Here is a 20746-nt window from a genome sequence, read left to right as displayed (position 1 = left end):
CTTACCCGTACGCACTGACACTCCATGCGGCGCGCACCGGTTCCCTCCGCTATGGGCGAACAACCTCGCGCCGTCGAGTGCCCCAACACGCCCTCGGATCCGGCACTCTGCGCATTCGCTGAAACACCCAGCGTAACTCCGGGGCCCTGCGGGCGGTTGCTCCTGGCATGGCTCCCACCGTCCCTCTCCCCCGTCGGCCGCTCGACGCGGACAGCACCGCCGCCACCGGCGATCCGGTGCGGCACTGGTACGAGAACGAGCTGGGCTGGACGACCGTGCCCGGGACGCCGGTGCGGCTGGTCACGGGGTTGCGCTTCGACGTTCTCGAGGTGCCCGCGGAGGCGGGATTCGCGGCGCTCCGGCATCTGGCGCCGACGTCTCCGGTGGCCCTGCAGGGGGACCGGATGCGGCTGCTGGTGGCCGAGGGGAGCGCGGAGGAACTGCCGGGGCTGCTCGACTGGCTGGAGTGGGGCGCTCTCGCGCTGGATCTCACGGCGATCGGCGCGGGCGGATCCGTCGAGGCGCCGATGCCGCCCGGACGGGGCGGGCCGACGGCGCGGGCGCGCGGGAGAGGCGCCTCGGGCCGGGAAGACCCGGCCGGCTCGCAAGGGGCCGCGTTCTGGCTGCGGCCCCCGGAGCCCCGCTGCGAGCTGGAGCCGTCCTTGCCGACTCTGTCGGCGCTGGGCGGCCCTGCGATCGGAGAAGGCGGTGGGGGCGCCCCCGATCTCGTACGACTCGTGGACACGATGGCAACGCAGTGCCACCGTGTCCGGCTGCGACGCGTGAGCGCTCAGCCGTTGGCCTTCTCGTAGGCCTCGCGAATGGACGCGGGAACGCGGCCACGGTCATTGACCTCGTAACCGTTCTCCTTCGCCCACGCGCGGATCTGTGCGGTGTCCTGGCTGCCGCCCGAAGCCGCACGCGCCTTTCCGCGTCCGCCCGCAGCACGGCCTCCGGTACGACGACCGCCCTTCACGTAGGCCTCGAGAAGGCCACGAAGCTTGTCGGCATTGGCGGTCGTGAGATCGATCTCGTACGTCTTGCCGTCCAACGCGAACGTCACGGTCTCGTCCGCCTCGCCACCGTCGAGGTCATCGACAAGAAGGACCTGAACCTTCTGTGCCACCGGATTTCCTTTCATCGATAACTTCAGGGACGGGGGTCCGCGGCGTACGCCGCTGTTTCGTCCCCTGTTATATGCAGTACTGCAGTACGTCGGAAAGCAAACCGCTTTTGCTGGAAAAACACAAACCCCTGGCAGAGACTCACTGGCCGCGGGAAGCCCGGAAACGTGCGCGTTTCGGACATAGGGAACCCGGGCAAGGGGGTCGCCGGAATAGTCGCCGGCGATCACAGATGCAGAAGCATCCGGCTGTTGCCCAAGGTGTTCGGTTTCACTCGTTCGAGACCGAGGAACTCGGCCACACCCTCGTCATAGGAACGCAGCAGCTCGGCGTAGACATCGGTGTCAACGGGTGTCTCACCGATCTCCGTGAAGCCGTGCTTCGCGAAGAAGTCGACTTCGAAGGTGAGACAGAAAACCCGGCGAACGCCGAGCCAGCGTGCAGTCTGCAGCAACTTCCCCAGCAACTGGTGACCGACCCCCGCACCTCTGACCGTGGGGTTCACGGCGATGGTGCGGACTTCCGCGAGGTCTTCCCACATCACGTGCAACGCGCCGCAACCGACCACCTGCGCGTTGTCATCGCGTTCCGCGACCCAGAACTCCTGGATGTCCTCGTAAAGCGTCACCGTCGCTTTGTCGAGCAGGATGCGGCGCTGGACGTAGGAGTCAAGGAGCTCGCGCACGGCCGGGACATCGCTCGTCCTGGCCCGCCGGACAGTGATGGCTTTTGCGGTGTCTTCGCGACGCTCTGCCGGAAGCTCTGCTGGATCCTCTGCTGGCATGGGCGGACGCTATCGCCCGGAGTCGTCCTGAGCCGCGGCGGGGTTCTCGACGGGACGATCGGGGGTTTCGGAGGTTTCCTGTGGAGGTTCGGGTGTTTCCGGACCTTGGGCGATGCGTACGGCGTCCCGCAGCGCCTGGCGCTGTTCCTGGCTCATCATGCCGAAGAAGGCGACGAGAGCGGCGGCCGGGTTGTCGCTCTGGGACCAGGCGTCGTTCATCAGCGCGGCCGCGTAGGCGGCACGGGTGGAGACCGCTTCATATCGATAGGCCCGGCCTTCCGCCTCGCGGCGCACCCAGCCCTTCTGATGGAGATTGTCCAAAACGGTCATCACCGTGGTGTACGCGATGGACCGTTCCTGCTGAAGGTCTTCCAGGACTTCTCGAACGGTCACCGGGCGGTTCCACTTCCACACCCGCGTCATGACCGAGTCTTCGAGTTCTCCCAATGGGCGAGGCACAGCTCAGAACAATAGTGGGAGAAGCCGCCAATGGCGTGCCGGACGTGCGCTTTCAGCGGCAAACAGCAACAAAAAGGGCGTACGGCTCGAAAAATCATGAGCCGTACGCCGATGAGGGCGGTGTCGCACGCCGCGCGTGGTTCAGCCGTCGCGTCGTCCCGGGGCCGGACTCAGGCCTCGGCGTCCCGGGAGGACTGCCGGGTCGCCTCCGCGCGGGCCAGCGCGGCGTCGACCACGGCGTCCTCCTTGGCCTTGTTGGCCCCGCCCTGGGACTTCACCATCGTCACGATCAGGCCGATGAAGAACACGGCCATCACTACCGGGGGCACGAGCGCGGAGACATAGTCCATGCCCTCCAGAGTAGCCAGGGGGTGCCGTTCGGATCAGTCCGGGTCCGAACGGCAGGGCCTAGCCCGCCGCCAGTCGCTGACGGGGGTCCGCCGGCGCGGGTCCGGGCTTGCGCTTCGGCGGGAAGACCTCGCCCGGGGTGGGGATGGGGCGCTCCGGGCGCGGGGTCTTCTCCCCTGGCTGCGGCGTCGGCTCGGCGGGCTTTCCCGCGGGCTTCTTGGCGGGGTCCCCGGCTGCGCCACGCGTCCGCGTGACGGACGTGGGGCCCTCGGCGGCCAGCCCGCCCGGCAGGGCCAGCAGGCGCCTGCGGGAGGCCGGGACGGTGGGGGTGGCCCGAACGGTGCGACCGGCGAGGCGGGCGCGGACGTCCTGCTCCGCGAGCGTGCGGCAACGGTCCAGCAGCGCGGCCGCCACGGGGTTGCCGCGCAGTGCGCGGAGCGCGGCGAGGTCGTCGGGGTCCGGGCGGTAACCGGCGCCGAGCACGTCCTCCAGGAGGGCCAGGTAGCCGGCCGCCGTGCCGGGCAGCGCGGCCCGGTAGCGGGCCAGGTCGGCCAGCAGGAAGGCCCGGAGCCTGGCTCCCTCACGGGCCGCTTCGTCGAGGGACTCGGCGAGGCGGAGACAGTCCTGGACGTCCTCGGCCGGGACGGGGCTGGGATTGAGGGCGAGGGCGAGAGCACGGCGGAGCACACGCAGCTCCTCCGCGCCGAACGCCATGCCGCCGCGGGATCCGTATGGCGTGGGCATGCGGCGACGATACGCGCTAATCAGACAAAATCCGCATAGCGGGGGTGTGCGGCGTGGTGGGAGCACTCGCGCGGACGCGGAGTTCCCGGCGCCGGTCCCGTGTTCGGTGCCGCCGTCCCGGGCCCGCCCTCGGTCCGCCGGAGGTCCGTGCCGGGGCCGCCCCTGGTCCGCCCGAGGTCCGGGCCCTCCGCCGTCCCTGGGACGGGCCCAGGGGCGGCGGAGGGGATAGCGGAGGCGATATCCGTCAGATGGGGGACACGTACGCCCGTCAGGTGCGGGACCCGTGCACCCGTCAGGTGCGGGACACGTTCCGCTCGTACACCAGGCGCAGCCCGATCAGCGTGAGCCAGGGCTCGTGCTCGTCGATCACGGAGGACTCGCCGAGCACCATGGGCGCGAGCCCGCCCGTGGCGATGACGGTGACGTCGTCCGGATCGTCGGCGAGCTCACGGGCCATACGGTTGACGACGCCGTCGACCTGGCCCGCGAAGCCGTAGATGATCCCGGACTGCATCGCCTCGACGGTGTTCTTGCCGATGACCGCGCGGGGGCGGGCCACCTCGATCTTGCGGAGTTGGGCGCCCTTGACGCCGAGCGCGTCGACCGAGATCTCGATGCCCGGGGCGATCACACCGCCCACGTACTCCCCGCGCGCGCTGACCGCGTCGAACGTCGTCGCCGTACCGAAGTCGACGACGATCGCGGGACCGCCGTAGAGCTCGACGGCGGCGACCGAGTTGATGATGCGGTCCGCGCCGACCTCCTTGGGGTTGTCCGTGAGGATCGGCACGCCCGTCTTGACGCCGGGCTCGACGAGGACGGCGGGGACGTCGCCGTAGTACCGCCTGGTCACCTCGCGCAGCTCGTGCAGGACGGACGGGACGGTGGCGCAGATGGCGATGCCGTCGATGCCGTCGCCCAGTTCCTCGCCGAGCAGCGGGTGCATGCCCATGAGGCCCTGGAGGAGCACGGCGAGTTCGTCGGCGGTGCGGCGGGCGTCGGTGGAGATCCGCCAGTGCTCGACGATCTCCTCGCCGTCGAAGAGGCCGAGGACGGTGTGCGTGTTGCCGACGTCGATCGTGAGGAGCATCTGTCCTACTCCGCCTCGTCCGTCGACGCCGCGCGCAGGTCGAGGCCGATGTCCAGGATCGGCGCGGAGTGGGTGAGCGCGCCCACCGCGAGGTAGTCGACGCCCGTCTTCCCGTACGCCTCCGCGTTGCCCAGGGTGAGGCGGCCCGAGGCCTCCAGGAGCGCGCGGCCGTGGACGACCGCCACCGCCTCCTCGCACTCGGCGGGCGTGAAGTTGTCCAGCAGGATCAGGTCGGCGCCGGCGTCCACGACCTCGCGCAGCTGGTGCAGGGTGTCGACCTCGACCTCGATGGGCAGCTCCGGGAAGCTCTCCCGGACGGCCTTGAAGGCCTGGGCCACACCGCCCGCGGCGACCACGTGGTTGTCCTTCACCAGGGCCGCGTCCGACAGCGACATGCGGTGGTTCACGCCACCGCCCATGCGGACCGCGAACTTCTCCAGGGAGCGCAGTCCCGGCGTCGTCTTGCGGGTGTCCCGCACACGGGCCTTGGTGCCCTCCAGGGCGTCCGCCCACGCGCGCGTGGCGGTCGCGATGCCGGAGAGCCGGCACAGCAGGTTCAGCGCGCTGCGCTCGGCGGTCAGGATGTCGCGCGTGCGGGTGGTGACGCTGAGGAGCTGCTGGCCCGCCTCGACGCGGTCGCCGTCGTCGACGTGCCGCTCCACCTCGAACTCGTCGGTGCAGACGACCGAGATGACGGCCTCCGCGACCCGCAGGCCGGCCACCACGCCCGCGTCGCGGGCGGTGAAGTCGGCGGTGGCGACGGCGTCCTCGGGGATGGTCGCGACGGTCGTCACGTCCACGCCGTGATCGAGGTCCTCCTCGATGGCCAGGTGGGCGATGTCCTCGATCTCGACGGGGTCGAGCCCGGCGTCGGCGAGGAGCTGCGCGAGTGCGGGGTCGAGCCCGCACTCCAGGTACTCCTCGTCCGCGCCGGCGGCGCAGCCGCAGCCGTCGCCGCAGCCGCCGCTCGGGGCGAGGGGAAGGTCGGGGGTGCTCACTGCTGTCACTGCTCCTGGGGACGGGGCGCCGGCCGGGGGGTGGGAGTCCCCCCTGTTCGGGTGAGGCCGAGTGCCGGGGGGAGGGTCGGGGGGAAGTCTGCTGTGTCGGTGGTACGTACGGCGAGGGTCCGGTCGGGATTCAGCCGTACGACGATGTGCCGGCGCCAGTCCGTGTCGTCGCGGTCGGCGTGGTCCTCGCGCCAGTGGCAGCCGCGGGTCTCCTCGCGCAGCCGGGCGGCGGCGACCAGGACGCGGGCCACGCACAGGAGGTTGGTGGCCTCCCAGGTGTCGACGCCGGGCTCGGACGTCTTGCCGTTCTCGTCCAGGGCTTCCCGGGCGTCGGCGTGCAGCCGCTGGAGGCGGTCGGCCGCGCCGGCCAGGGACTCGGCCGAGCGCAGCACGCCCGCGCCGTCGGTCATGATCCGCTGGATCGCGAACCGCGCCTCCGGGGCGAGCAGCGGGTGCGCGGGCTTCTCGGGGTGCGGGACGGGGACGGGCACGCGCGCGTGGAGGTGGTTCTCCTCGTGGTTCGCGGTGATGTCGGCCGCGATGCGCTCGGCGTAGACCAGCCCCTCCAGAAGCGAGTTGGAGGCGAGGCGGTTGGCGCCGTGGACGCCGGTGCAGGCGACCTCGCCGCACGCGTACAGCCCGGGGACGGTCGTACGGCCGTGGGGGTCGGTGCGCACGCCGCCGGAGGCGTAGTGGGCGGCCGGGGCGACGGGGATGGGTTCGGTGACCGGGTCGATGCCGTGGGCGCGGCAGGACGCCAGGATGGTCGGGAAACGGTGCTCCCACATGTCGGCGCCGAAGTGCCGGGCGTCGAGGAACATGTGCTCGGCGTCCCGCTCCTGCATGCGGCGCATGATGGCCTTGGCGACGATGTCCCGGGGGGCGAGCTCGGCCAGCTCGTGCTGCCCGACCATGAAGCGCACGCCGTCCGCGTCGACCAGGTGGGCGCCCTCGCCGCGGACCGCCTCGGAGACCAGCGGCTGCTGGCCCTCGGCGTCCGCGCCCAGGAAGAGCACCGTCGGGTGGAACTGCACGAATTCGAGGTCGCTGACCTCGGCGCCCGCGCGCAGGGCGAGTGCGACACCGTCGCCGGTGGACACGGACGGGTTGGTGGTGGCCGAGAAGACCTGGCCCATGCCGCCGGTCGCGAGGACCACGGCGGGGGCGTGCACGGCGCCCACGCCGTCGTGCTGGCCCTCACCCATGACGTGCAGCGTGACGCCCGCGGTACGGCCGTCGGCGTCCGTCAGGAGGTCCAGGACCAGGGCGTTCTCGACCGTGCGCAGTCCTGCCCGGCGGCCGCCACCGTCCTTGGCCGGGAACGCTTCGCGTTCGCCCGTCCCGATTGCGCGGACCGCCTCGACGAGCGCCCGGGAGATCTCGGCGCCGGTCGCGTCACCGCCCGCGTGCGCGATGCGGCGGCGGTGGTGACCGCCCTCGCGGGTGAGCTCCAGGGCGCCCTCGGAGGACTCGTCGAAGTGCGCGCCGGTCGCGATCAGCCGGCGTACGGCGTCGGGGCCCTCGGTGACGAGGATGCGTACGGCGTCCTCGTCGCACAGGCCCGCGCCGGCCACCAGCGTGTCGTCCAGGTGCTGTTCGGGGGTGTCGCCCTCGCCCAGGGCCGCGGCGATGCCGCCCTGCGCCCAGCGCGTGGAGCCGTCGTCCAGCCGGGCCTTGGTGACGACGACGGTGCGCAGGCCCGCGGCCTCGCAGCGCAGGGCCGTGGTGAGCCCCGCGACGCCGGAACCGACCACCACGACATCGGCCTCGATGGACCAGCCGGGGGCGGGCGCGTGCAGTCGTATGCCAGTACTGCCTGTACCTGTGCCGGTCACGAGGCGGCTCCGAAGGTGAGGGGGATGTTGTCGATCAGCCGGGTCCTGCCGACCCGGGCGGCGACGGCGAGGACCGCCTCGCCGGTGAAGTCGCCCGCGATCTCGGTGAAGTCCGACGGGTCGACCAGGGCCAGATAGTCCAGGACCAGCGGTGGCTGGAGGCGGGCCGCGTCGTCCAGGACGAGCCGGGCGGCGGCCCGGACGGCCGCGGGGCCGCTGGTGGTGGCCGGGGCCACCTTGGCGACCGCGTGCGCGTCGGCCGCGGCGCGGGACTCGCCTATGGCGCTGAGGGCCTCGGCACGCGCACGCGTGGCGGGCACTTCGCGGGCCCGCGCGCGCAGCGCCTCCTGGGCCGCGTGCCGGTCACGGCCGGCGAACAGGGCCTGGGAGAGGGCCAGCGCGGTACGGCGCTCGTCGGACGACAGGTAGCGGTTACGGCTGGACAGGGCGAGCCCGTCCTCCTCGCGCACCGTCGGGACCGCGACGATCTCCACGCCGAAGTTCAGGTCGCGCACCATGCGGCGGATCAGCGCGAGCTGCTGGGCGTCCTTCTGCCCGTACAGCGCCACGTCGGGCCGGGTGAGGTGGAGCAGCTTGGCGACGACGGTGAGCATCCCGTCGAAGTGCCCGGGGCGCGAGGCGCCCTCCCACCGCTCGCCCATGGGGCCCGCGCCGATCCGGACCTGGGGCTCGCCGCCGGGGTAGACCTCGTCCACGGAGGGGGCGAACACGACGTCCGCGCCCGCCTGTTCGGCGAGCTTGACGTCCGCGTCCAGCGTGCGCGGGTAGCGGTCGAGGTCCTCGCCCTGGCCGAACTGGAGCGGGTTCACGAAGACCGTGACGACGACTTCGCCCTCGGTCCCGGCGATCGCGCGGGCGGTGCGGACCAGCGTGGCGTGGCCCTCGTGCAGGGCGCCCATGGTCATCACGGCGACGCGGCGGCCGGAACGAGCGCGCGCGTGCAGTTCGCCTGCGGTGCGCAGCACAGCGGTGGTCATCGGACGCTCCCGTCAGTGCGCGGAAGGCGCGTGGTCAGCGGAAGGCACGTGGTCATCGGTCGCTCCCGTCGTCGGGCAGGGCCGCGCCGTCGGCGAGCACCCCGAGCAGGTCCTCGGCGAGCTCCGGCTTCAGCAGTCCGTGGGCGAGGGCGCGGTCGGCGGTCGCGCGGGCCATCGCCAGATATCCGGCGACGGTGCCCGGGGCGCGCCTGCGCAGCTCGGAGACGTGCACGGCGACCGTGCCGGCGTCCCCGCGCGCGACGGGACCCGTGAGGGCCGCGTCGCCCGACCTGAGGGCGTTGTCGAGGGCGGCGCCGAGCAGCGGGCCGAGCATCCGGTCGGGGGCGTCCACGCCCGCCGTGCGCAGCAGCTCCATGGACTGGGCGACCAGGGTCACCAGGTGGTTCGCACCGAGGGCGAGCGCCGCGTGGTAGAGCGGGCGGTTCTCCTCGGCGATCCACTCGGGCTCACCGCCCATCTCGATCACCAGCGCCTCGGCCGCCAGCCGCAGCTCGTCGGGGGCGGTGATCCCGAAGGAACAGCCGGCCAGCCGCTGAACGTCGACGGGGGTGCCGGTGAAGGTCATCGCGGGGTGCAGCGCGAGCGGCAGCGCTCCCGCCCGGAGCGCCGGGTCGAGCACCCGCGCCCCGTACCGCCCTGAGGTGTGCACGAGCAGCTGGCCCGGCCGGACGGCCCCGGTCTCGGCGAGGCCCTCCACCAGCCCGGGCAGCGCGTCGTCCGGCACGGTCAGCAGGACCAGGTCGGAGCGCTCCAGGACCTGGGCCGGGGGGACCAGCGGGACGTCGGGCAGCAGCGAGGCGGCCCGCCTCCTGGAGGCGTCGGAGACCCCGGACACGGCCACCGGGCGGTGTCCGGCCAGCTGGAGGGACGCGGCAAGCGCCGGCCCGACCCGGCCGGCACCGACGACGCCGACGGTGAGCCGCGCGGGGCGGTCCTTGGGGTCTGGCTGTTGGAATGTACTCACGCGACGGCGGCCTTCCCGTTCCAGTCCGCTCGGGGTACCGGACGATTTCTCGTCATGTTAACGCGATTGGTTCGAGGGCCGTTCGGTTGTCCACAGGCTGTGGGTTTCCGCGGGCCTCCGGGGCCCCGGAAATGAGGTGCCGCTGCGGATGGACGCACGGCATGATCCGTGGATGAGCGATACGGCGGAACACGGCGGCGAGCGGACGGCTGAGCAGGGCGACGGGCGGTCCGCGGAGCCGGGTGGAACGCGGTCCACCGAGCCGGCAGCCGCGCCGGGGTCGGGAACGGCCGAGGACTCTTCGGCGGAGCAGGACGCGGGCATCGCAGGCATAGCGGGCATCACGGCCGAACCGGACGAGGCGTCCGCAGAGCCGGACGAGGAGCCGGACGAGGACGCCTCGCCGGAGGAGCGGCGGCGTGAGCGCCGGATGGCCGCGTACCGGAGCGCTCAGCACGTCCTGGCGCGTTCCGGGCACCGGGCCACGCTCCGGGAACGGCTGGCCCTCCTGGACGAGGCGGCGCAGGTCTACGACCTCGACGAGACCGTGGACGTCTACGGGAACCGGATCGTCGGCGCCCTGGAGGAGCGGGTCGCCGGACTGCTGGGCAAGGAGGCCGCCGCCTTCTTCCCCACCGGCACGATGGCCCAGCAGGTGGCCCTGCGCTGCTGGGCGGGCCGCACCGGCAACGCGACCGTCGCCCTGCACGCGATGAGCCACCCCGAAGTGCACGAACGGCAGGCGTTCAGCACGGTCAGCGGCCTGCGCCCGGTCCGCGTGACGAGCGAGCCCCGACTGCCGACCGCCGACGAGGTACGGGACTTCGAGGAGCCGTTCGGGACGCTGATGCTCGAACTGCCCCTCCGGGACGCCGGATACGTCCTGCCCACCTGGGAGGAACTCGCCGCGACCGTCGAGGCCGCCCGGGAACGAGACGCGGTGGTCCACTTCGACGGGGCCCGGCTGTGGGAGTGCACCCCGCACTTCGGCCGCCCCCTGGACGAGATCGCGGACCTCGCGGACAGCGTCTACGTGTCGTTCTACAAGTCCCTCGACGGCTACAGCGGCGCGGTGCTCGCCGGCCCGCGGACCCTGATCGACGAGGCGAGGACCTGGCGCCACCGCTACGGCGGCCAGGTCGCCCACCAGTTCCCGACGGTGCTGTCGGCCCTCATCGGCCTGGACCGGGAACTGCCCCGGCTGCCCGAGTACGTGGCCCACGCGCGCGTGGTCGCCGAGGTGCTGCGCGAGGGCCTCACGGCGGCCGGGCTGCCCTGGGCGCGCGTCCACCCCGAGCAGCCGCACACCCACGAGTTCCAGGTCTGGCTGCCGTACGACGCCGAGGTGCTGGAGGACGCGGCGACCCGGCAGGCCGAGGAGACCGGGACGTACCTGTTCACCAACGCCTGGGACCGCGGCGGGCCCGGGCTGTCGTTCACCGAGGTCTCCGTGGGATCCGCGGGGCTGGCGTGGACGGCCGACCACGTCAGGGCGGCCGTCCGGGGCTTCGTGGAGCGGCTGCCCGGCAGGCAGTGAAGAGCTGCCCCGCCGACGGGTCAGCAGCTCGCGTGCGGCCGTCCGTTCAGCCACCGGCCCAGGGCCGCCCGCAGCCGCCCGCGAGCGGGGCGGCCCGCCACGACGGCGCGGAACCTCCGGTACTCGCGCAGCTCGCGCACGACCTGCCAGTCGTGGGTGCCGGGCGCGGGCGGGGCCGGCTCGCCGTGGTGCTGGGCCCGGTAGGTGTCGAACAGGTACTGCTGGGTGACGCTCATGACGGATCGCCTCTTCGGGACGGGTGAACGGTGGGATCCAGTGGGCCCGCGGTGCCCCGGTCATCTCAGACTGCGCCTGGTCACGGCACATGTCGCCTCGATTGACGGCCCTCGTCAATCGACGGAGGCGTTGTCAGTGGTGGGGTGCACCATGAGGTCATGAGCGTGCACATCGACATCACCGGGCTGCGGCGGGAGCGGGTCGCCGTGGTGCCGTCACCGCTGGCCGAGCTCGGGATGGCGTTGCACGCGCTGTCCGAGCCGGGGCACCACCCGGGGCTCCAGGGCTGGGCGACCACGGTGACGGCCGGCCTCGACCCGCATCTCGCCGACCGGATGTGCGAGGCCGACTTCCTGTGGCGTACGACGTTCTCGGACCTCTTCCTGCCCTCGGCGGGCATCCCGGGCGGGTCCACCCTCCCGGCGGCGACCCTCGCCGAAGAGCTGGACCTGCTGGACAAGCTGACGGACGAGCAGTTCGTGGACGCGGCGCTGGAGTTCACCGGCGCGCTCACCTACGACGCGGAGGGCCCCGGTGCGCTCTCCCATCCGCAGGTACGCGCGCGTGCCCTGGATCTGGCCGCCTCGCGCGGCCCGCAGCAGGTGCGGTTCACCCGCCGGCTGCTGGACGACCCGCCGTGCGTGCGGGCCTGGCTGAGACAGTTCCTTGAGGACTGCGACGAGGCTTTCTTCGCGGAGGTCTGGTCCCGGCTGCGCCACCAGCTCGCGACGGACGTCCGGCACAAGACGGATCTGCTGCGGCGCAAGGGCCTGGCCGAGGCGCTGGCTTCGGTGTCCCCCGCGCTGTCCCTGGACGAGTCGGCCGGCCGGATCACCGTCGACAAACTGGCCGACGGACGTACAGCCACGGCGGACGGCGGCCTCCTGCTCGTGCCCACCAGCCTCGGCTGGCCCCATCTGATGGTCCTGCACAGATTCCGCTGGCAGCCGGTGCTGCACTACCCCGTGGGCTCCCCCGAGCTCGCCGCCCCGCCCTCCGTCGAGCAGCTGACCCTGCGCATGACGGCGCTCTCCCACCCCGTCCGGATGCGGATCTGCCGTCATCTGGCCCGCAGCGCGTACACGACGGGTGAGCTGGCGCAGGTGCACGGGATGACGGCCCCGGAGATATCCCGGCACCTGGGCGTCCTGAAGAAGGCGGGCCTGATCACCACCCGCCGCCGCGGGCGGTACGTGCTCCATCAGCTGGACGTCACGGTGGTGGCCCGGCTGGGCAGCGACTTCCTGGAGGGCATCCTGCGCTGAGGCGGGCCGGGGCCCGTCGAGGTCACCAAGGCTGCGCTGAGGCGGGCCGGCGCCCGTCGAGGTCACCAAGACTGCGCTCAGACCGGTGGGTGCCCGCCGAGGGAGGCACCGGTGCGTCCTGGAGTCGGCGGGGGCATGAAGTCGCCGAGGCTCCGCAGCCGTCGGAGCACCGGGACCCTGAGCTCGGCGAGGCCGGCCCCCGCACCCGTCCGCCTCAGTCGAACCGAATGTGCCGTGCACCCGTCCACGCCCGCCGCAGCCGTCCCCGCACCGCCCCGTCACGGTTCGGAGCGAGCGTCAGTCCGGCCAGTACGGCGATGCGGTCGGCCGTCCTGGCGACCGTCGTGTGGTCGGTCCACAGATGCTCGGCGAACTCCGGTTCGCGCAGCCGTTCCAGACAGTGGTCGAGCTGCTGGACGGCCCAACTCTCCCTGCGCAACGGGGCGTCCTTCCCCGCCGCGAACCGCAGCACGTGCCCGAGTCCCCGCTCGCGCAGCCGCCGCAGTACGGTTTCACGCTCGGCCAGCAGCGTGAAGTGGCGTACGTCGTGGCCGAGTTCACGCAGCTGCCCGACGGTCTCCGCGAAGTAACCGGGATCCGTGACCGTCATGGGAACGATGACCACGCCGTCGTGCCGGGTGAGGGCGAGGTCGAGCACCTCGACCACCCCCGCTCTCCAGGACGCCAAGTCCTGGAAGTCGCCGCGCAGTTCGGGCGGCAGCATCCGGCGCAGACCGAAGCCGGCGTGTTCCGGGTCGCAGACTACGGAGCCGGCCAGCCGTCGCCGGATCTCGTGTGCGGTCTGTGTCTTGCCGCCCCCGAAGGGGCCGTTGATCCACAGGAGCATGCGCAGACCCTAGTGGGCGGCGGTCAGCCGCCGGTCACGCCCCCGGGTCAGCCGTGGCCGCCCGCCCGCACCAGCCCCGTCTCGTACGCGAGGACGACGACCTGGACCCGGTCGCGCAGCCCCAGCTTGGTGAGGATGCGCCCCACATGGGTCTTGACGGTCGCCTCCGACAGGACCAGCCGGGCCGCGATCTCACCGTTCGACAGCCCCTGCGCGACCAGCACCATGACCTCGCGCTCGCGGCCGGTGAGCCGCTCCAGCTCCTTGTGCTGGGGCTCCTTGCCGGCGTTGGGCAGCATCGGCGCGAACCGGTCGAGCAGGCGCCGGGTGGTGGAGGGCGCGACCACGGCGTCACCGCTGTGCACGGAGCGGATGGCGGTCAGCAGTTCGCCGGGCGGCACGTCCTTGAGCATGAAGCCGGAAGCGCCCGCCTTCAGCCCGGAGAACGCGTACTCGTCCAGGTCGAAGGTGGTCAGGATCAGCACCTTCGGCGGGTCGGGCTCCGAGCAGATGCGGCGGGTCGTCTCGACGCCGTCCAGCTTCGGCATGCGGACGTCCATCAGCACCACGTCGACGGCCGTCGCGCGCAGCACCTGGAGGGCCTCGACGCCGTCGCCCGCCTCCGCCACGACCTCCATGTCCGGCTGGGCGTCGAGCACCATCCGGAAGCCGGTGCGCAACAGCACCTGGTCGTCGACGAGCATCACGCGGATCGCCATCGGGGTCCCTTTCACAGACGTACAGCGGATATCAGCGGGTCACGGACGTACACGTGCACGGGTCACGGGCGTACCCGGGTCACGGACGTCCACCTACATACGTACAGGTGTGCGTACAGGTGTCAGTGTGCGGGTTTCAGCGGGAGCAGGGCGCTGATGCGGAAGCCGCCGCCCGGGCGCGGTCCCGCGTCCAGGGTGCCGCCGACCATACCGACGCGCTCTCGCATGCCGATCAGGCCGTGCCCCCGGCCGTCGGCGCCGCCCTCCTCGTACAACTCGTGCGGGGCGCCCTTGCCGTCGTCCTCGACCAGCAGCCCGAGGCCGTCGTCGAAGTACACCAGGCGCACGCTCGCCCCGGCGTTCGCACCCCCGTGCTTACGGGTGTTGGTGAGGGCCTCCTGCACGATGCGGTACGCGGTGAGCTCGACGCCGCTGGGCAGCGGGCGCGGGGTGCCCTCGACCTTGAAGTCGACGGGGAGGCCCGCGGTGCGCACCTGCTCGATGAGGTCGTCGAGCTGCTCGACGTCGGGCTGCGGCACGTACTCGCCGCCTTCCTGGTGCTCGCCGGTGCGCAGCACGCCGAGCAGGCGGCGCATCTCGGCGAGGGCCTGGCGGCCGGTGCCCGAGATGGTCTCCAGAGCCTTCTTGGCCTGTTCGGGGGCGGTGTCGAGGACATAGGCGGCGCCGTCGGCCTGAACGACCATCACCGACACGTTGTGCGCGACGACGTCGTGCAGTTCACGGGCGATCCGGGCGCGCTCGGCGGCGACCGCGACCTTGGACTGGGCCTCGCGCTCCTTCTCCAGGCGGGCCGCGCGCTCCTCCAGCTGGGCCAGATAGGCGCGGCGGGTGCGGATCGAGTCCCCGAGCACCCAGGCCAGGGCGAACGGCACCGTCTGGAAGACCGTTATCAGGACGACACCCGCGGTGCTGGTCTCGTGCTGGGGCCAGCGCACCTGGGAGAGCATCGCCGCGCACAGGCCGCCGATCAGGGCGAAGCGCGACGCCCAGCGGGCGCCGTCCGCCGCGACGGTGTAGATGATCACCAGCATCGAGAAGTTCGCGGGCGACACCCCGACGTCGAGGGCCAGCTGCAGAACGCCCACGACGGCCGCGAGCACCAGCATCTTCTCGGGCATACGGCGGCGTAGTGCGACGACCAGGCACAGGAGAAGGGCGAGCGGGAACGCGAGGGCGAGCGGCCCCCGGTGGTCCGGCGCCCCGTTGAAACTGCTGAGACTCACGCTGGTGATCCCGAGCAGGACGACGGCCCAGAAGCTGTCGACCCACGTCGGGTACCTGCGGAGAAAGTCATAGAGGCGCTGCACGTAACCCAGCGTAGGGAAGCGTGGTGTGTGCAGGGGTCAACCGGAGGTTCGATCCGAAACCCACGCTCGTACTCCGCAAGGTGGAGGCCGCCCACTCCTCGGCGCTCATCGGCCCCTGCCGCCCGACTCGGAGCGGGGGCCGCGGAGGCCTAGCCTGGCGCGGTGACAGATGAGGCGGCGGACGGTTGGCGCGGGTGGCGGGAGGCGACCGAGGAGGCGCTGTACGGACCCGCCGGGTTCTACCGGCGTCCGGAGGGTCCGGCGGGGCATTTCCGCACGTCGGTGCATGCCTCCCCGCTCTTCGCGCAGGCCGTGGCCCGGCTCCTGGGCCGCGTCGACGAGACACTGGGGCACCCGGCGGAGCTGGACTTCGTCGACATGGCGGCAGGCCGGGGCGAGCTTGTCGGGGGCGTCCTCGCGGCCCTGCCCGACGAAATCGCCTCCCGCACCCGTGGGTACGCCGTCGAACGGGCCGGCCGCCCCGCGGATCTTGATCACCGGATCGAGTGGCTGCCCGCGCCTCCGAAGGGGATCACCGGGCTGCTGTTCGCCAACGAGTGGCTCGACAACGTCCCCGTGGAGGTGGCCGAGACGGACGCGGCGGGCGTGGCCCGGCTGGTCCTCGTACGGCGTGACGGGGCCGAACGGCTCGGACCGCCCGTCGAGGGGGCGGACGCGGAGTGGCTCACGCGGTGGTGGCCGCCGGCCGCCGAGGGCTCCCGGGCCGAAATCGGCCTCCCCAGGGATGCCGCCTGGGCCGGTGCCGTCGCGTGCCTCGACCGCGGTCTCGCCGTCGCCGCTGACTACGCGCACGTCGCCGGCGGCCGCCCGCCCTTCGGGACGCTCACCGGCTTCCGGGAGGGCAGGGAGACCGTGCCGGTGCCCGACGGGTCGTGCGACATCACGGCGCATGTGGCGCTCGACGCGTGCGCGCTGCCCGGGGGGCGCGCGCTGACCCAGCGGGAAGCGCTGCGCGCGCTGGGCGTGCACGGCGCGCGCCCGCCCCTGTCGCTGGCCACGAGCGACCCCGCCGCGTATGTGCGCGCCCTCGCGGGCGCCGGCGCGGCGGCCGAGCTCACCGCGCCCGGCGGGCTGGGCGACTTCGGCTGGCTGCTCCAGCCCGTCGGAATTCCGAACGCACCCCTCGGGGGGCTACTTGTCGATGTCCCCGACCACGAAGAACAGTGACCCCAGGATCGCCACCATGTCCGAGACCAGCGTGCCGGGCAGCAGCACGGCGAGCGCCTGGATGTTGTTGTACGAGGCCGAGCGCAGCTTCAGCCGGTACGGGGTCTTCTCGCCCTTGCTGACGAGGTAGTAGCCGTTGATCCCCAGGGGGTTCTCGGTCCAGGCGTACGTGTGCCCCTCGGGCGCCTTGAGGACCTTGGGGAGGCGCTGGTTGATGGGCCCCGGGGCCAGCTCCGCGAGCCGGTCGAGGCAGGCGTCGGCGAGCGCCAGGGCGACATGCGTCTGCTCCAGGAGGCACTCGAAACGGGCGAGGCAGTCGCCCTCCTGGCGCGTGACCACCTTCAGCGTGTCCTGCAGCTCCGGGTACGCGAGATACGGCTCGTCCCGGCGCAGGTCGAAGTCCACCCCGGAGGCGCGCGCGATCGGACCGCTCACTCCGTAGGCGTGCACCGCCTCGGGCGAGAGCACGCCCACCTGGCGCGTACGGCCCCGGAAGATCTCGTTGCCGAGCACCAGGTCGTCGTACACGCTCATCCGCGAGCGCACCGAGGCGACGGCCGCACGCGCGCGTACCGCCCAGCCGGCCGGGAGGTCCTCCTTGAGGCCGCCGACGCGGTTGAACATGTAGTGCATCCGGCCGCCGGAGATCTCCTCCATGACGTTCTGGAGCTCCTCGCGCTCCCGGAAGGCATAGAAGACCGGGGTGATACCGCCCAGTTCGAGGGGGTACGACCCCAGGAACATCAGGTGGTTGAGGACCCGGTTCAGCTCGGCGAGCAGGGTGCGCATCCACACCGCGCGCTCCGGGACCTCCATGCCGAGCATCCGCTCCACGGCGAGGACCACGCCCAGCTCGTTCGAGAACGCGGAGAGCCAGTCGTGGCGGTTGGCGAGCATGACGATCTGGCGGTAGTCGCGCGCCTCGAAGAGCTTCTCCGCACCGCGGTGCATATAGCCGATCACCGGCTCCGCGTGCTGGATCCGCTCGCCGTCGAGCACGAGCCGCAGCCGCAGCACGCCATGGGTGGACGGGTGCTGGGGGCCGATGTTGAGCACCATGTCGGTGCTCTCCGCGGCGCCGCCGATGCCGACCATGGTCTCCGTCGTAGGAGTCATGGGGACAGTCTCTCGTACGTACGCTTGCGGCATGGAGACGGGGACCTCACACGAGACGCGGGACGAGCCGGTCTGGACCGGGCTGCCGCCGGGCCTGCTGCGGATGCGACGGCTGTTGCTGGTGGTGTGGCTGGGGCTGCTGGCCCTCGGCGTGGGGCTGCTGCTCGGCCTGCTCGCCGAGCCGGTCTGGGCCCTCTTCGCGCTGCTGCCGCTCGTCCTGATGCTGTGGGGCTGGCGGATGCTGGGCCGCAACTGGCGCTCCTGGCGGTACGCCGAGCGGGCGGACGACCTGCTGATCAGCCGGGGTGTCCTGTGGCGTGAGGAGACCGTCGTGCCGTACGGGCGCATGCAGCTGGTCGAGGTGACCTCCGGCCCCGTGGAGCGGCACTTCGGGCTGGCGAGCGTGCAGCTGCACACGGCGGCGGCCGCGACGGACGCGTGCATTCCCGGCCTCGTTCCGGCCGAGGCGGAACGGCTGCGCGACCGGCTCACCGAGCTCGGCGAGGCCCGATCGGCCGGGCTGTGACGACGCCGCGGCGGTCGGAGGGTACGGCGTCGTCACCGGAAGGTACGCCGTCGTCGCCGGGGAGTACTTCCTCGTCGCCGGGGAGTACCTCCTCGCCGTCGGCGAGTACCTCCTCGTCGCTGGAGGGCGAGAAGGTACTGGTGGGGGGCGCCGGTCAGGAGGTGCCGGAGCTCGAGCCGCTGGTCGAGTCGCGGCTGCATCCGGTGACGCCCCTGCGGCGTGCCTGGGCGCCCGTGGCCGTGATCACCGGATGGGCGGTGCACGACCCCAACCAGGCGCAGGAGCAGCTGGGCAGGCTCACCACGACCACCCTGCTCCTCGGGCTGGCCGTATTCGTCATGGGCGGCGCCCTCTACGGCTTCCTGACCTGGTGGTTCACCCACTTCGCGGTGACCGACACCGAACTGCGCATCCGTACCGGCCTGTTGTTCCGCCGCACCGCGCACATCCGGCTCGACCGGCTGCAGGCCGTCGACGTCACCCAGCCGCTGGTGGCCCGGGTCGCGGGCGTCGCCAAGCTGAAACTCGACGTCATCGGCGCCGACAAGAAGGACGAACTCGCCTATCTCGGTGAGGAGGAAGCCCGCTCCCTGCGCGCCGAACTCCTCGCCCGCGCCGCCGGTTTCGCTCCCGAGACGGCACGCGAGGTCGGCGAGGCGCCGGTGCACCGGCTGCTGCACGTGCCGGCCGGCGTCCTGGCCGTCTCCCTGGTTCTCACCGGCGCCACCTGGGGATCGCTGGCCGCCGCACTCGTCGTACCGCCGCTCCTCTGGCTGGCCACCCACAGCGTGTGGACGGTGCTCGCGACGGCCGTGCCGCTGCTCGGCGCCGCGGGTGCGAGCAGCGTGGGGCGCTTCGTCGGCGAGTACGACTGGACGGTGGGCGAGTCCCCGGACGGCCTGCGGATCGACCACGGCCTGCTCGACCGGGCGCACGAGACCGTGCCGCCCGGGCGGGTGCAGACCGTACGGATCGTCGAACCGCTGCTCTGGCGGCGGCGCGGGTGGGTGCGCGTGGAGCTGGACGTGGCGGGCTCGTCCAACTCCGTGCTCGTACCCGTCGCTCCGCGCGAGGTCGCCGAAGCGGTGATCGCGGGCGTGCTGCCGGGCGTGACGGTGCCGCGCGCGCTGTCCCGGCCACCGCGGCGGGCCGGCTGGTGCGTGCCCTTCTGGTGGCGGGGCTACGGCATCGCCGTCACCGACACGGTCTTCGCGGCGCGCCACGGGCTGCTGCGCCGCAGCCTCTCGCTGGTCCCGCACGCGAAGGTGCAGAGCGTACGGGTGGAACAGGGGCCCTGGGCCCGCTTCAAGGGCCTCGCGGACGTCCATGTCGACACCGGCGCCAACAAGACCGTCACGGCACGGCTGCGGGATGCCGCGGACGCGGCGGAACTTCTCCAGTCCCAGGCGGATCGTTCCCGCACGGGCCGCCGGGAGGCGCGGCCGGACCGGTGGATGGCGTGAAGGTGCCGGCGGCCGCGGGAGGGGTCGGTCCCCCCGCGAGGCTCCGTACGATGCGAAATTCCGCGCGGCACGGAACTCTGTACGGCGCGGACTCCGTACGACACAGAGCTCCGTGCGGCGCGGACTCCGTACGGCACAGAACTCCGTGCGGCACAGAACTCCGTGCGGCACGGACTCCGTACGGCACGGACTCCGTACGGCATAAAGCTGCAGGGCATAAAGCTCCGTAGGGCATAAAGCTGCGTACAGCACGAAGGAGGGCAGCGGCGGTGAACGCCACTGCCCTCCTTCACGGGCGTCGACTCAGGAAACCGCGCTGCGCAGTTCCGCCACGTCGATGTGTTCCGTTTCGTCGTGCGCGGTCAGGTCGATGACCTGGCCGACTCCGCGCGACCCCTCGTCCACCGGCTTGAAGTCGGCCTCGGCCTCGGCCTTGTGCAGCGCGAGCGCCTCCTGGCCGACCACGTCCGCGAGGTCCTCGTTCTGCATGGCCTCCAACGCGGCCGGGGAGGTCCCCTTCTGCGTCCCGAAGAAGTCGAACCCGCCCTCGACCATCGGCCGCCGCCGGGGCGTAGCCGGTACGACGGCCACCGCGGTCGGCACGGTGAAGTGCCCGGAGGGCCGCGCCGACTTCACCGGCTTGGTGGGCTTCGCGAGCTGCCCCGCCTGCGCGGAAGCAGCGGGGGGGACGGAGGTCTCGGGCGCGGAGGCCTCGGGTGCGGGGGCGTCCGGTGCGGGCGTGGGTACGTCGAGTGCGGCCCCGGAGGGGTCCGGAACCGGCGCGTCCGGAACCGGCGCGTCCGGAACCGGCGCATCCGGTATTGACGCGTCCGATGCCGGCCTGGCCGGTGCCGAATTGGCCGGCGTGGGGGCGGCCGACTGGGGAACAGCCGCCGCCGTGGTGGCCGGTCCGCGCCCGGCGCCGCCGGCGGCGTGGCGAGCGCGCGGGGGGCGCGGAGACGCGGCACGCGCCGGAGCAGGGGGCGTGGACGCGGAGCGCGCGGGCGCCGGTTGCGCGGGCGCCGAGGCTGCGGGCGCCGGTCGCGTGGCGGTCGCCCCTTCCCGCGCCGGCGCGGCGGCCCCACGCTCCTTCTCTTCCACCCCCCCCGGCTTCCCCCCCGCCCCCCCCTCCCCCCCCCCCCCCCC

Annotated in this window: 22 protein-coding genes; 6 read left to right on the top strand and 16 right to left on the bottom strand. The window is 72.6% G+C overall.

Annotation, left to right across the window (positions count from 1 at the left end):
* Positions 1 to 167: 167 nt before the first annotated feature.
* Positions 168 to 812, top strand: a complete 645-nt coding sequence (locus ACFWM2_RS39950; RefSeq protein WP_383291211.1) for an SCO3374 family protein — start codon at positions 168 to 170, stop codon at positions 810 to 812.
* On the opposite strand, the gene ACFWM2_RS39945 is transcribed toward ACFWM2_RS39950, so the two are convergent.
* The 10 genes from ACFWM2_RS39945 to ACFWM2_RS39900 all read right to left on the bottom strand — a co-directional run bounded on the left by ACFWM2_RS39945 (position 791) and on the right by ACFWM2_RS39900 (position 9374).
* Positions 791 to 1126, bottom strand: coding sequence for an Lsr2 family protein (locus ACFWM2_RS39945; RefSeq protein ID WP_383291208.1), 336 nt, complete (start codon positions 1124 to 1126; stop codon positions 791 to 793). The genes ACFWM2_RS39950 and ACFWM2_RS39945 overlap by 22 nt on opposite strands.
* Before the next feature lie 224 nt (positions 1127 to 1350).
* A complete protein-coding gene (locus tag ACFWM2_RS39940) occupies positions 1351 to 1908 on the bottom strand; it encodes an amino-acid N-acetyltransferase (protein WP_383291206.1) in 558 nt (185 codons plus the stop codon).
* 9 nt (positions 1909 to 1917) lie between these two features.
* The gene (locus tag ACFWM2_RS39935; protein ID WP_383291266.1) at positions 1918 to 2331 is read right to left on the bottom strand and encodes a BlaI/MecI/CopY family transcriptional regulator; all 414 of its coding nucleotides are present in this window, start codon (positions 2329 to 2331) and stop codon (positions 1918 to 1920) included.
* Positions 2332 to 2537: 206 nt separating this feature from the next.
* Positions 2538 to 2717 carry a hypothetical protein gene (locus ACFWM2_RS39930; protein WP_383291204.1) on the bottom strand — a complete coding sequence of 60 codons (180 nt, stop codon included), beginning with the start codon at positions 2715 to 2717 and terminating at the stop codon, positions 2538 to 2540.
* A gap of 58 nt (positions 2718 to 2775) precedes the next feature.
* Entirely contained in the window at positions 2776 to 3429 is a 654-nt protein-coding gene (locus ACFWM2_RS39925) for a hypothetical protein (RefSeq protein WP_383291264.1), read from the bottom strand.
* 322 nt (positions 3430 to 3751) lie between these two features.
* The gene (locus tag ACFWM2_RS39920) at positions 3752 to 4549 is read right to left on the bottom strand and encodes a type III pantothenate kinase (RefSeq protein WP_383291202.1); all 798 of its coding nucleotides are present in this window, start codon (positions 4547 to 4549) and stop codon (positions 3752 to 3754) included.
* Positions 4550 to 4554: 5 nt separating this feature from the next.
* Complete coding sequence (nadC, locus tag ACFWM2_RS39915; RefSeq protein ID WP_383291200.1) at positions 4555 to 5547, bottom strand: carboxylating nicotinate-nucleotide diphosphorylase; 993 nt, start codon at positions 5545 to 5547, stop codon at positions 4555 to 4557.
* Positions 5548 to 5552: 5 nt separating this feature from the next.
* A complete protein-coding gene (locus ACFWM2_RS39910; protein WP_383291198.1) occupies positions 5553 to 7391 on the bottom strand; it encodes an L-aspartate oxidase in 1839 nt (612 codons plus the stop codon).
* Positions 7388 to 8389 (bottom strand): pantoate--beta-alanine ligase, encoded by a 1002-nt coding sequence (gene panC / locus ACFWM2_RS39905; protein ID WP_383291196.1) that lies wholly within the window; start codon positions 8387 to 8389, stop codon positions 7388 to 7390. The genes ACFWM2_RS39910 and panC overlap by 4 nt, the downstream gene beginning before the upstream one ends.
* A gap of 52 nt (positions 8390 to 8441) precedes the next feature.
* Complete coding sequence (locus ACFWM2_RS39900) at positions 8442 to 9374, bottom strand: Rossmann-like and DUF2520 domain-containing protein (RefSeq protein WP_383291194.1); 933 nt, start codon at positions 9372 to 9374, stop codon at positions 8442 to 8444.
* A gap of 172 nt (positions 9375 to 9546) precedes the next feature.
* Between ACFWM2_RS39900 and ACFWM2_RS39895 the strand changes: the two genes are divergently transcribed.
* Positions 9547 to 10911 carry a threonine aldolase family protein gene (locus ACFWM2_RS39895; protein ID WP_383291192.1) on the top strand — a complete coding sequence of 455 codons (1365 nt, stop codon included), beginning with the start codon at positions 9547 to 9549 and terminating at the stop codon, positions 10909 to 10911.
* Positions 10912 to 10931: 20 nt separating this feature from the next.
* On the opposite strand, the gene ACFWM2_RS39890 is transcribed toward ACFWM2_RS39895, so the two are convergent.
* Entirely contained in the window at positions 10932 to 11147 is a 216-nt protein-coding gene (locus ACFWM2_RS39890) for a hypothetical protein (RefSeq protein ID WP_383291190.1), read from the bottom strand.
* Positions 11148 to 11306: 159 nt separating this feature from the next.
* Between ACFWM2_RS39890 and ACFWM2_RS39885 the strand changes: the two genes are divergently transcribed.
* On the top strand, positions 11307 to 12413 hold the full coding sequence (locus ACFWM2_RS39885) for a DUF5937 family protein (RefSeq protein WP_383291188.1): 1107 nt from the start codon (positions 11307 to 11309) through the stop codon (positions 12411 to 12413).
* Between the two features lie 214 nt (positions 12414 to 12627).
* On the opposite strand, the gene ACFWM2_RS39880 is transcribed toward ACFWM2_RS39885, so the two are convergent.
* The 3 genes from ACFWM2_RS39880 to ACFWM2_RS39870 form a co-directional block, all read right to left on the bottom strand.
* Positions 12628 to 13260, bottom strand: coding sequence for an AAA family ATPase (locus tag ACFWM2_RS39880; protein WP_383291186.1), 633 nt, complete (start codon positions 13258 to 13260; stop codon positions 12628 to 12630).
* A 47-nt stretch (positions 13261 to 13307) separates the two neighbouring features.
* Positions 13308 to 13979, bottom strand: coding sequence for a response regulator (locus tag ACFWM2_RS39875; protein ID WP_383291184.1), 672 nt, complete (start codon positions 13977 to 13979; stop codon positions 13308 to 13310).
* Between the two features lie 122 nt (positions 13980 to 14101).
* Positions 14102 to 15307: a sensor histidine kinase gene (locus tag ACFWM2_RS39870; protein ID WP_383291182.1), complete on the bottom strand. Its 1206-nt coding sequence runs from the start codon at positions 15305 to 15307 to the stop codon at positions 14102 to 14104.
* A 162-nt stretch (positions 15308 to 15469) separates the two neighbouring features.
* On the opposite strand from ACFWM2_RS39870, the gene ACFWM2_RS39865 reads away from it, so the two are divergent.
* A complete protein-coding gene (locus ACFWM2_RS39865; protein WP_383291180.1) occupies positions 15470 to 16495 on the top strand; it encodes an SAM-dependent methyltransferase in 1026 nt (341 codons plus the stop codon).
* Here ACFWM2_RS39865 and ACFWM2_RS39860 read toward each other — a convergent pair.
* Positions 16460 to 17611 (bottom strand): NADH-quinone oxidoreductase subunit D, encoded by a 1152-nt coding sequence (locus tag ACFWM2_RS39860; RefSeq protein WP_383291179.1) that lies wholly within the window; start codon positions 17609 to 17611, stop codon positions 16460 to 16462. The two genes, ACFWM2_RS39865 and ACFWM2_RS39860, sit on opposite strands and share 36 nt — an antisense overlap.
* A gap of 31 nt (positions 17612 to 17642) precedes the next feature.
* Here ACFWM2_RS39860 and ACFWM2_RS39855 point away from each other — a divergent pair, with 31 nt between their 5' ends.
* Both ACFWM2_RS39855 and ACFWM2_RS39850 read left to right on the top strand, forming a co-directional pair.
* Entirely contained in the window at positions 17643 to 18137 is a 495-nt protein-coding gene (locus ACFWM2_RS39855; RefSeq protein ID WP_383291177.1) for a PH domain-containing protein, read from the top strand.
* Between the two features lie 137 nt (positions 18138 to 18274).
* Positions 18275 to 19600 carry a PH domain-containing protein gene (locus ACFWM2_RS39850; RefSeq protein WP_383291262.1) on the top strand — a complete coding sequence of 442 codons (1326 nt, stop codon included), beginning with the start codon at positions 18275 to 18277 and terminating at the stop codon, positions 19598 to 19600.
* 303 nt (positions 19601 to 19903) lie between these two features.
* On the opposite strand, the gene ACFWM2_RS39845 is transcribed toward ACFWM2_RS39850, so the two are convergent.
* Positions 19904 to 20236 (bottom strand): hypothetical protein, encoded by a 333-nt coding sequence (locus ACFWM2_RS39845; RefSeq protein ID WP_383291175.1) that lies wholly within the window; start codon positions 20234 to 20236, stop codon positions 19904 to 19906.
* Between the last annotated feature and the right edge of the window lie 510 nt (positions 20237 to 20746).

It is taken from the genome of Streptomyces sp. NPDC058371 (genome assembly GCF_042723265.1).
Taxonomy (GTDB): Bacteria; Actinomycetota; Actinomycetes; order Streptomycetales; family Streptomycetaceae; genus Streptomyces.
This window is presented reverse-complemented; position numbering and strand designations above follow the sequence as displayed.

What these genes read in the sequence shown, in the direction of transcription:
- ACFWM2_RS39950 (WP_383291211.1), top strand. Translation starts at nt 168, where the DNA reads ATGGCTCCCACCGTCCCTCTCCCCCGTCGGCCGCTCGACGCGGACAGC.
- ACFWM2_RS39940 (WP_383291206.1), bottom strand. Translation starts at nt 1,908, where the DNA reads ATGCCAGCAGAGGATCCAGCAGAGCTTCCGGCAGAGCGTCGCGAAGAC.
- ACFWM2_RS39935 (WP_383291266.1), bottom strand. Translation starts at nt 2,331, where the DNA reads ATGACGCGGGTGTGGAAGTGGAACCGCCCGGTGACCGTTCGAGAAGTC.
- ACFWM2_RS39930 (WP_383291204.1), bottom strand. Translation starts at nt 2,717, where the DNA reads ATGGACTATGTCTCCGCGCTCGTGCCCCCGGTAGTGATGGCCGTGTTC.
- ACFWM2_RS39925 (WP_383291264.1), bottom strand. Translation starts at nt 3,429, where the DNA reads ATGGCGTTCGGCGCGGAGGAGCTGCGTGTGCTCCGCCGTGCTCTCGCC.
- ACFWM2_RS39920 (WP_383291202.1), bottom strand. Translation starts at nt 4,549, where the DNA reads ATGCTCCTCACGATCGACGTCGGCAACACGCACACCGTCCTCGGCCTC.
- panC (WP_383291196.1), bottom strand. Translation starts at nt 8,389, where the DNA reads ATGACCACCGCTGTGCTGCGCACCGCAGGCGAACTGCACGCGCGCGCT.
- ACFWM2_RS39895 (WP_383291192.1), top strand. Translation starts at nt 9,547, where the DNA reads ATGAGCGATACGGCGGAACACGGCGGCGAGCGGACGGCTGAGCAGGGC.
- ACFWM2_RS39890 (WP_383291190.1), bottom strand. Translation starts at nt 11,147, where the DNA reads ATGAGCGTCACCCAGCAGTACCTGTTCGACACCTACCGGGCCCAGCAC.
- ACFWM2_RS39885 (WP_383291188.1), top strand. Translation starts at nt 11,307, where the DNA reads ATGAGCGTGCACATCGACATCACCGGGCTGCGGCGGGAGCGGGTCGCC.
- ACFWM2_RS39880 (WP_383291186.1), bottom strand. Translation starts at nt 13,260, where the DNA reads ATGCTCCTGTGGATCAACGGCCCCTTCGGGGGCGGCAAGACACAGACC.
- ACFWM2_RS39875 (WP_383291184.1), bottom strand. Translation starts at nt 13,979, where the DNA reads ATGGCGATCCGCGTGATGCTCGTCGACGACCAGGTGCTGTTGCGCACC.
- ACFWM2_RS39860 (WP_383291179.1), bottom strand. Translation starts at nt 17,611, where the DNA reads ATGACTCCTACGACGGAGACCATGGTCGGCATCGGCGGCGCCGCGGAG.
- ACFWM2_RS39855 (WP_383291177.1), top strand. Translation starts at nt 17,643, where the DNA reads ATGGAGACGGGGACCTCACACGAGACGCGGGACGAGCCGGTCTGGACC.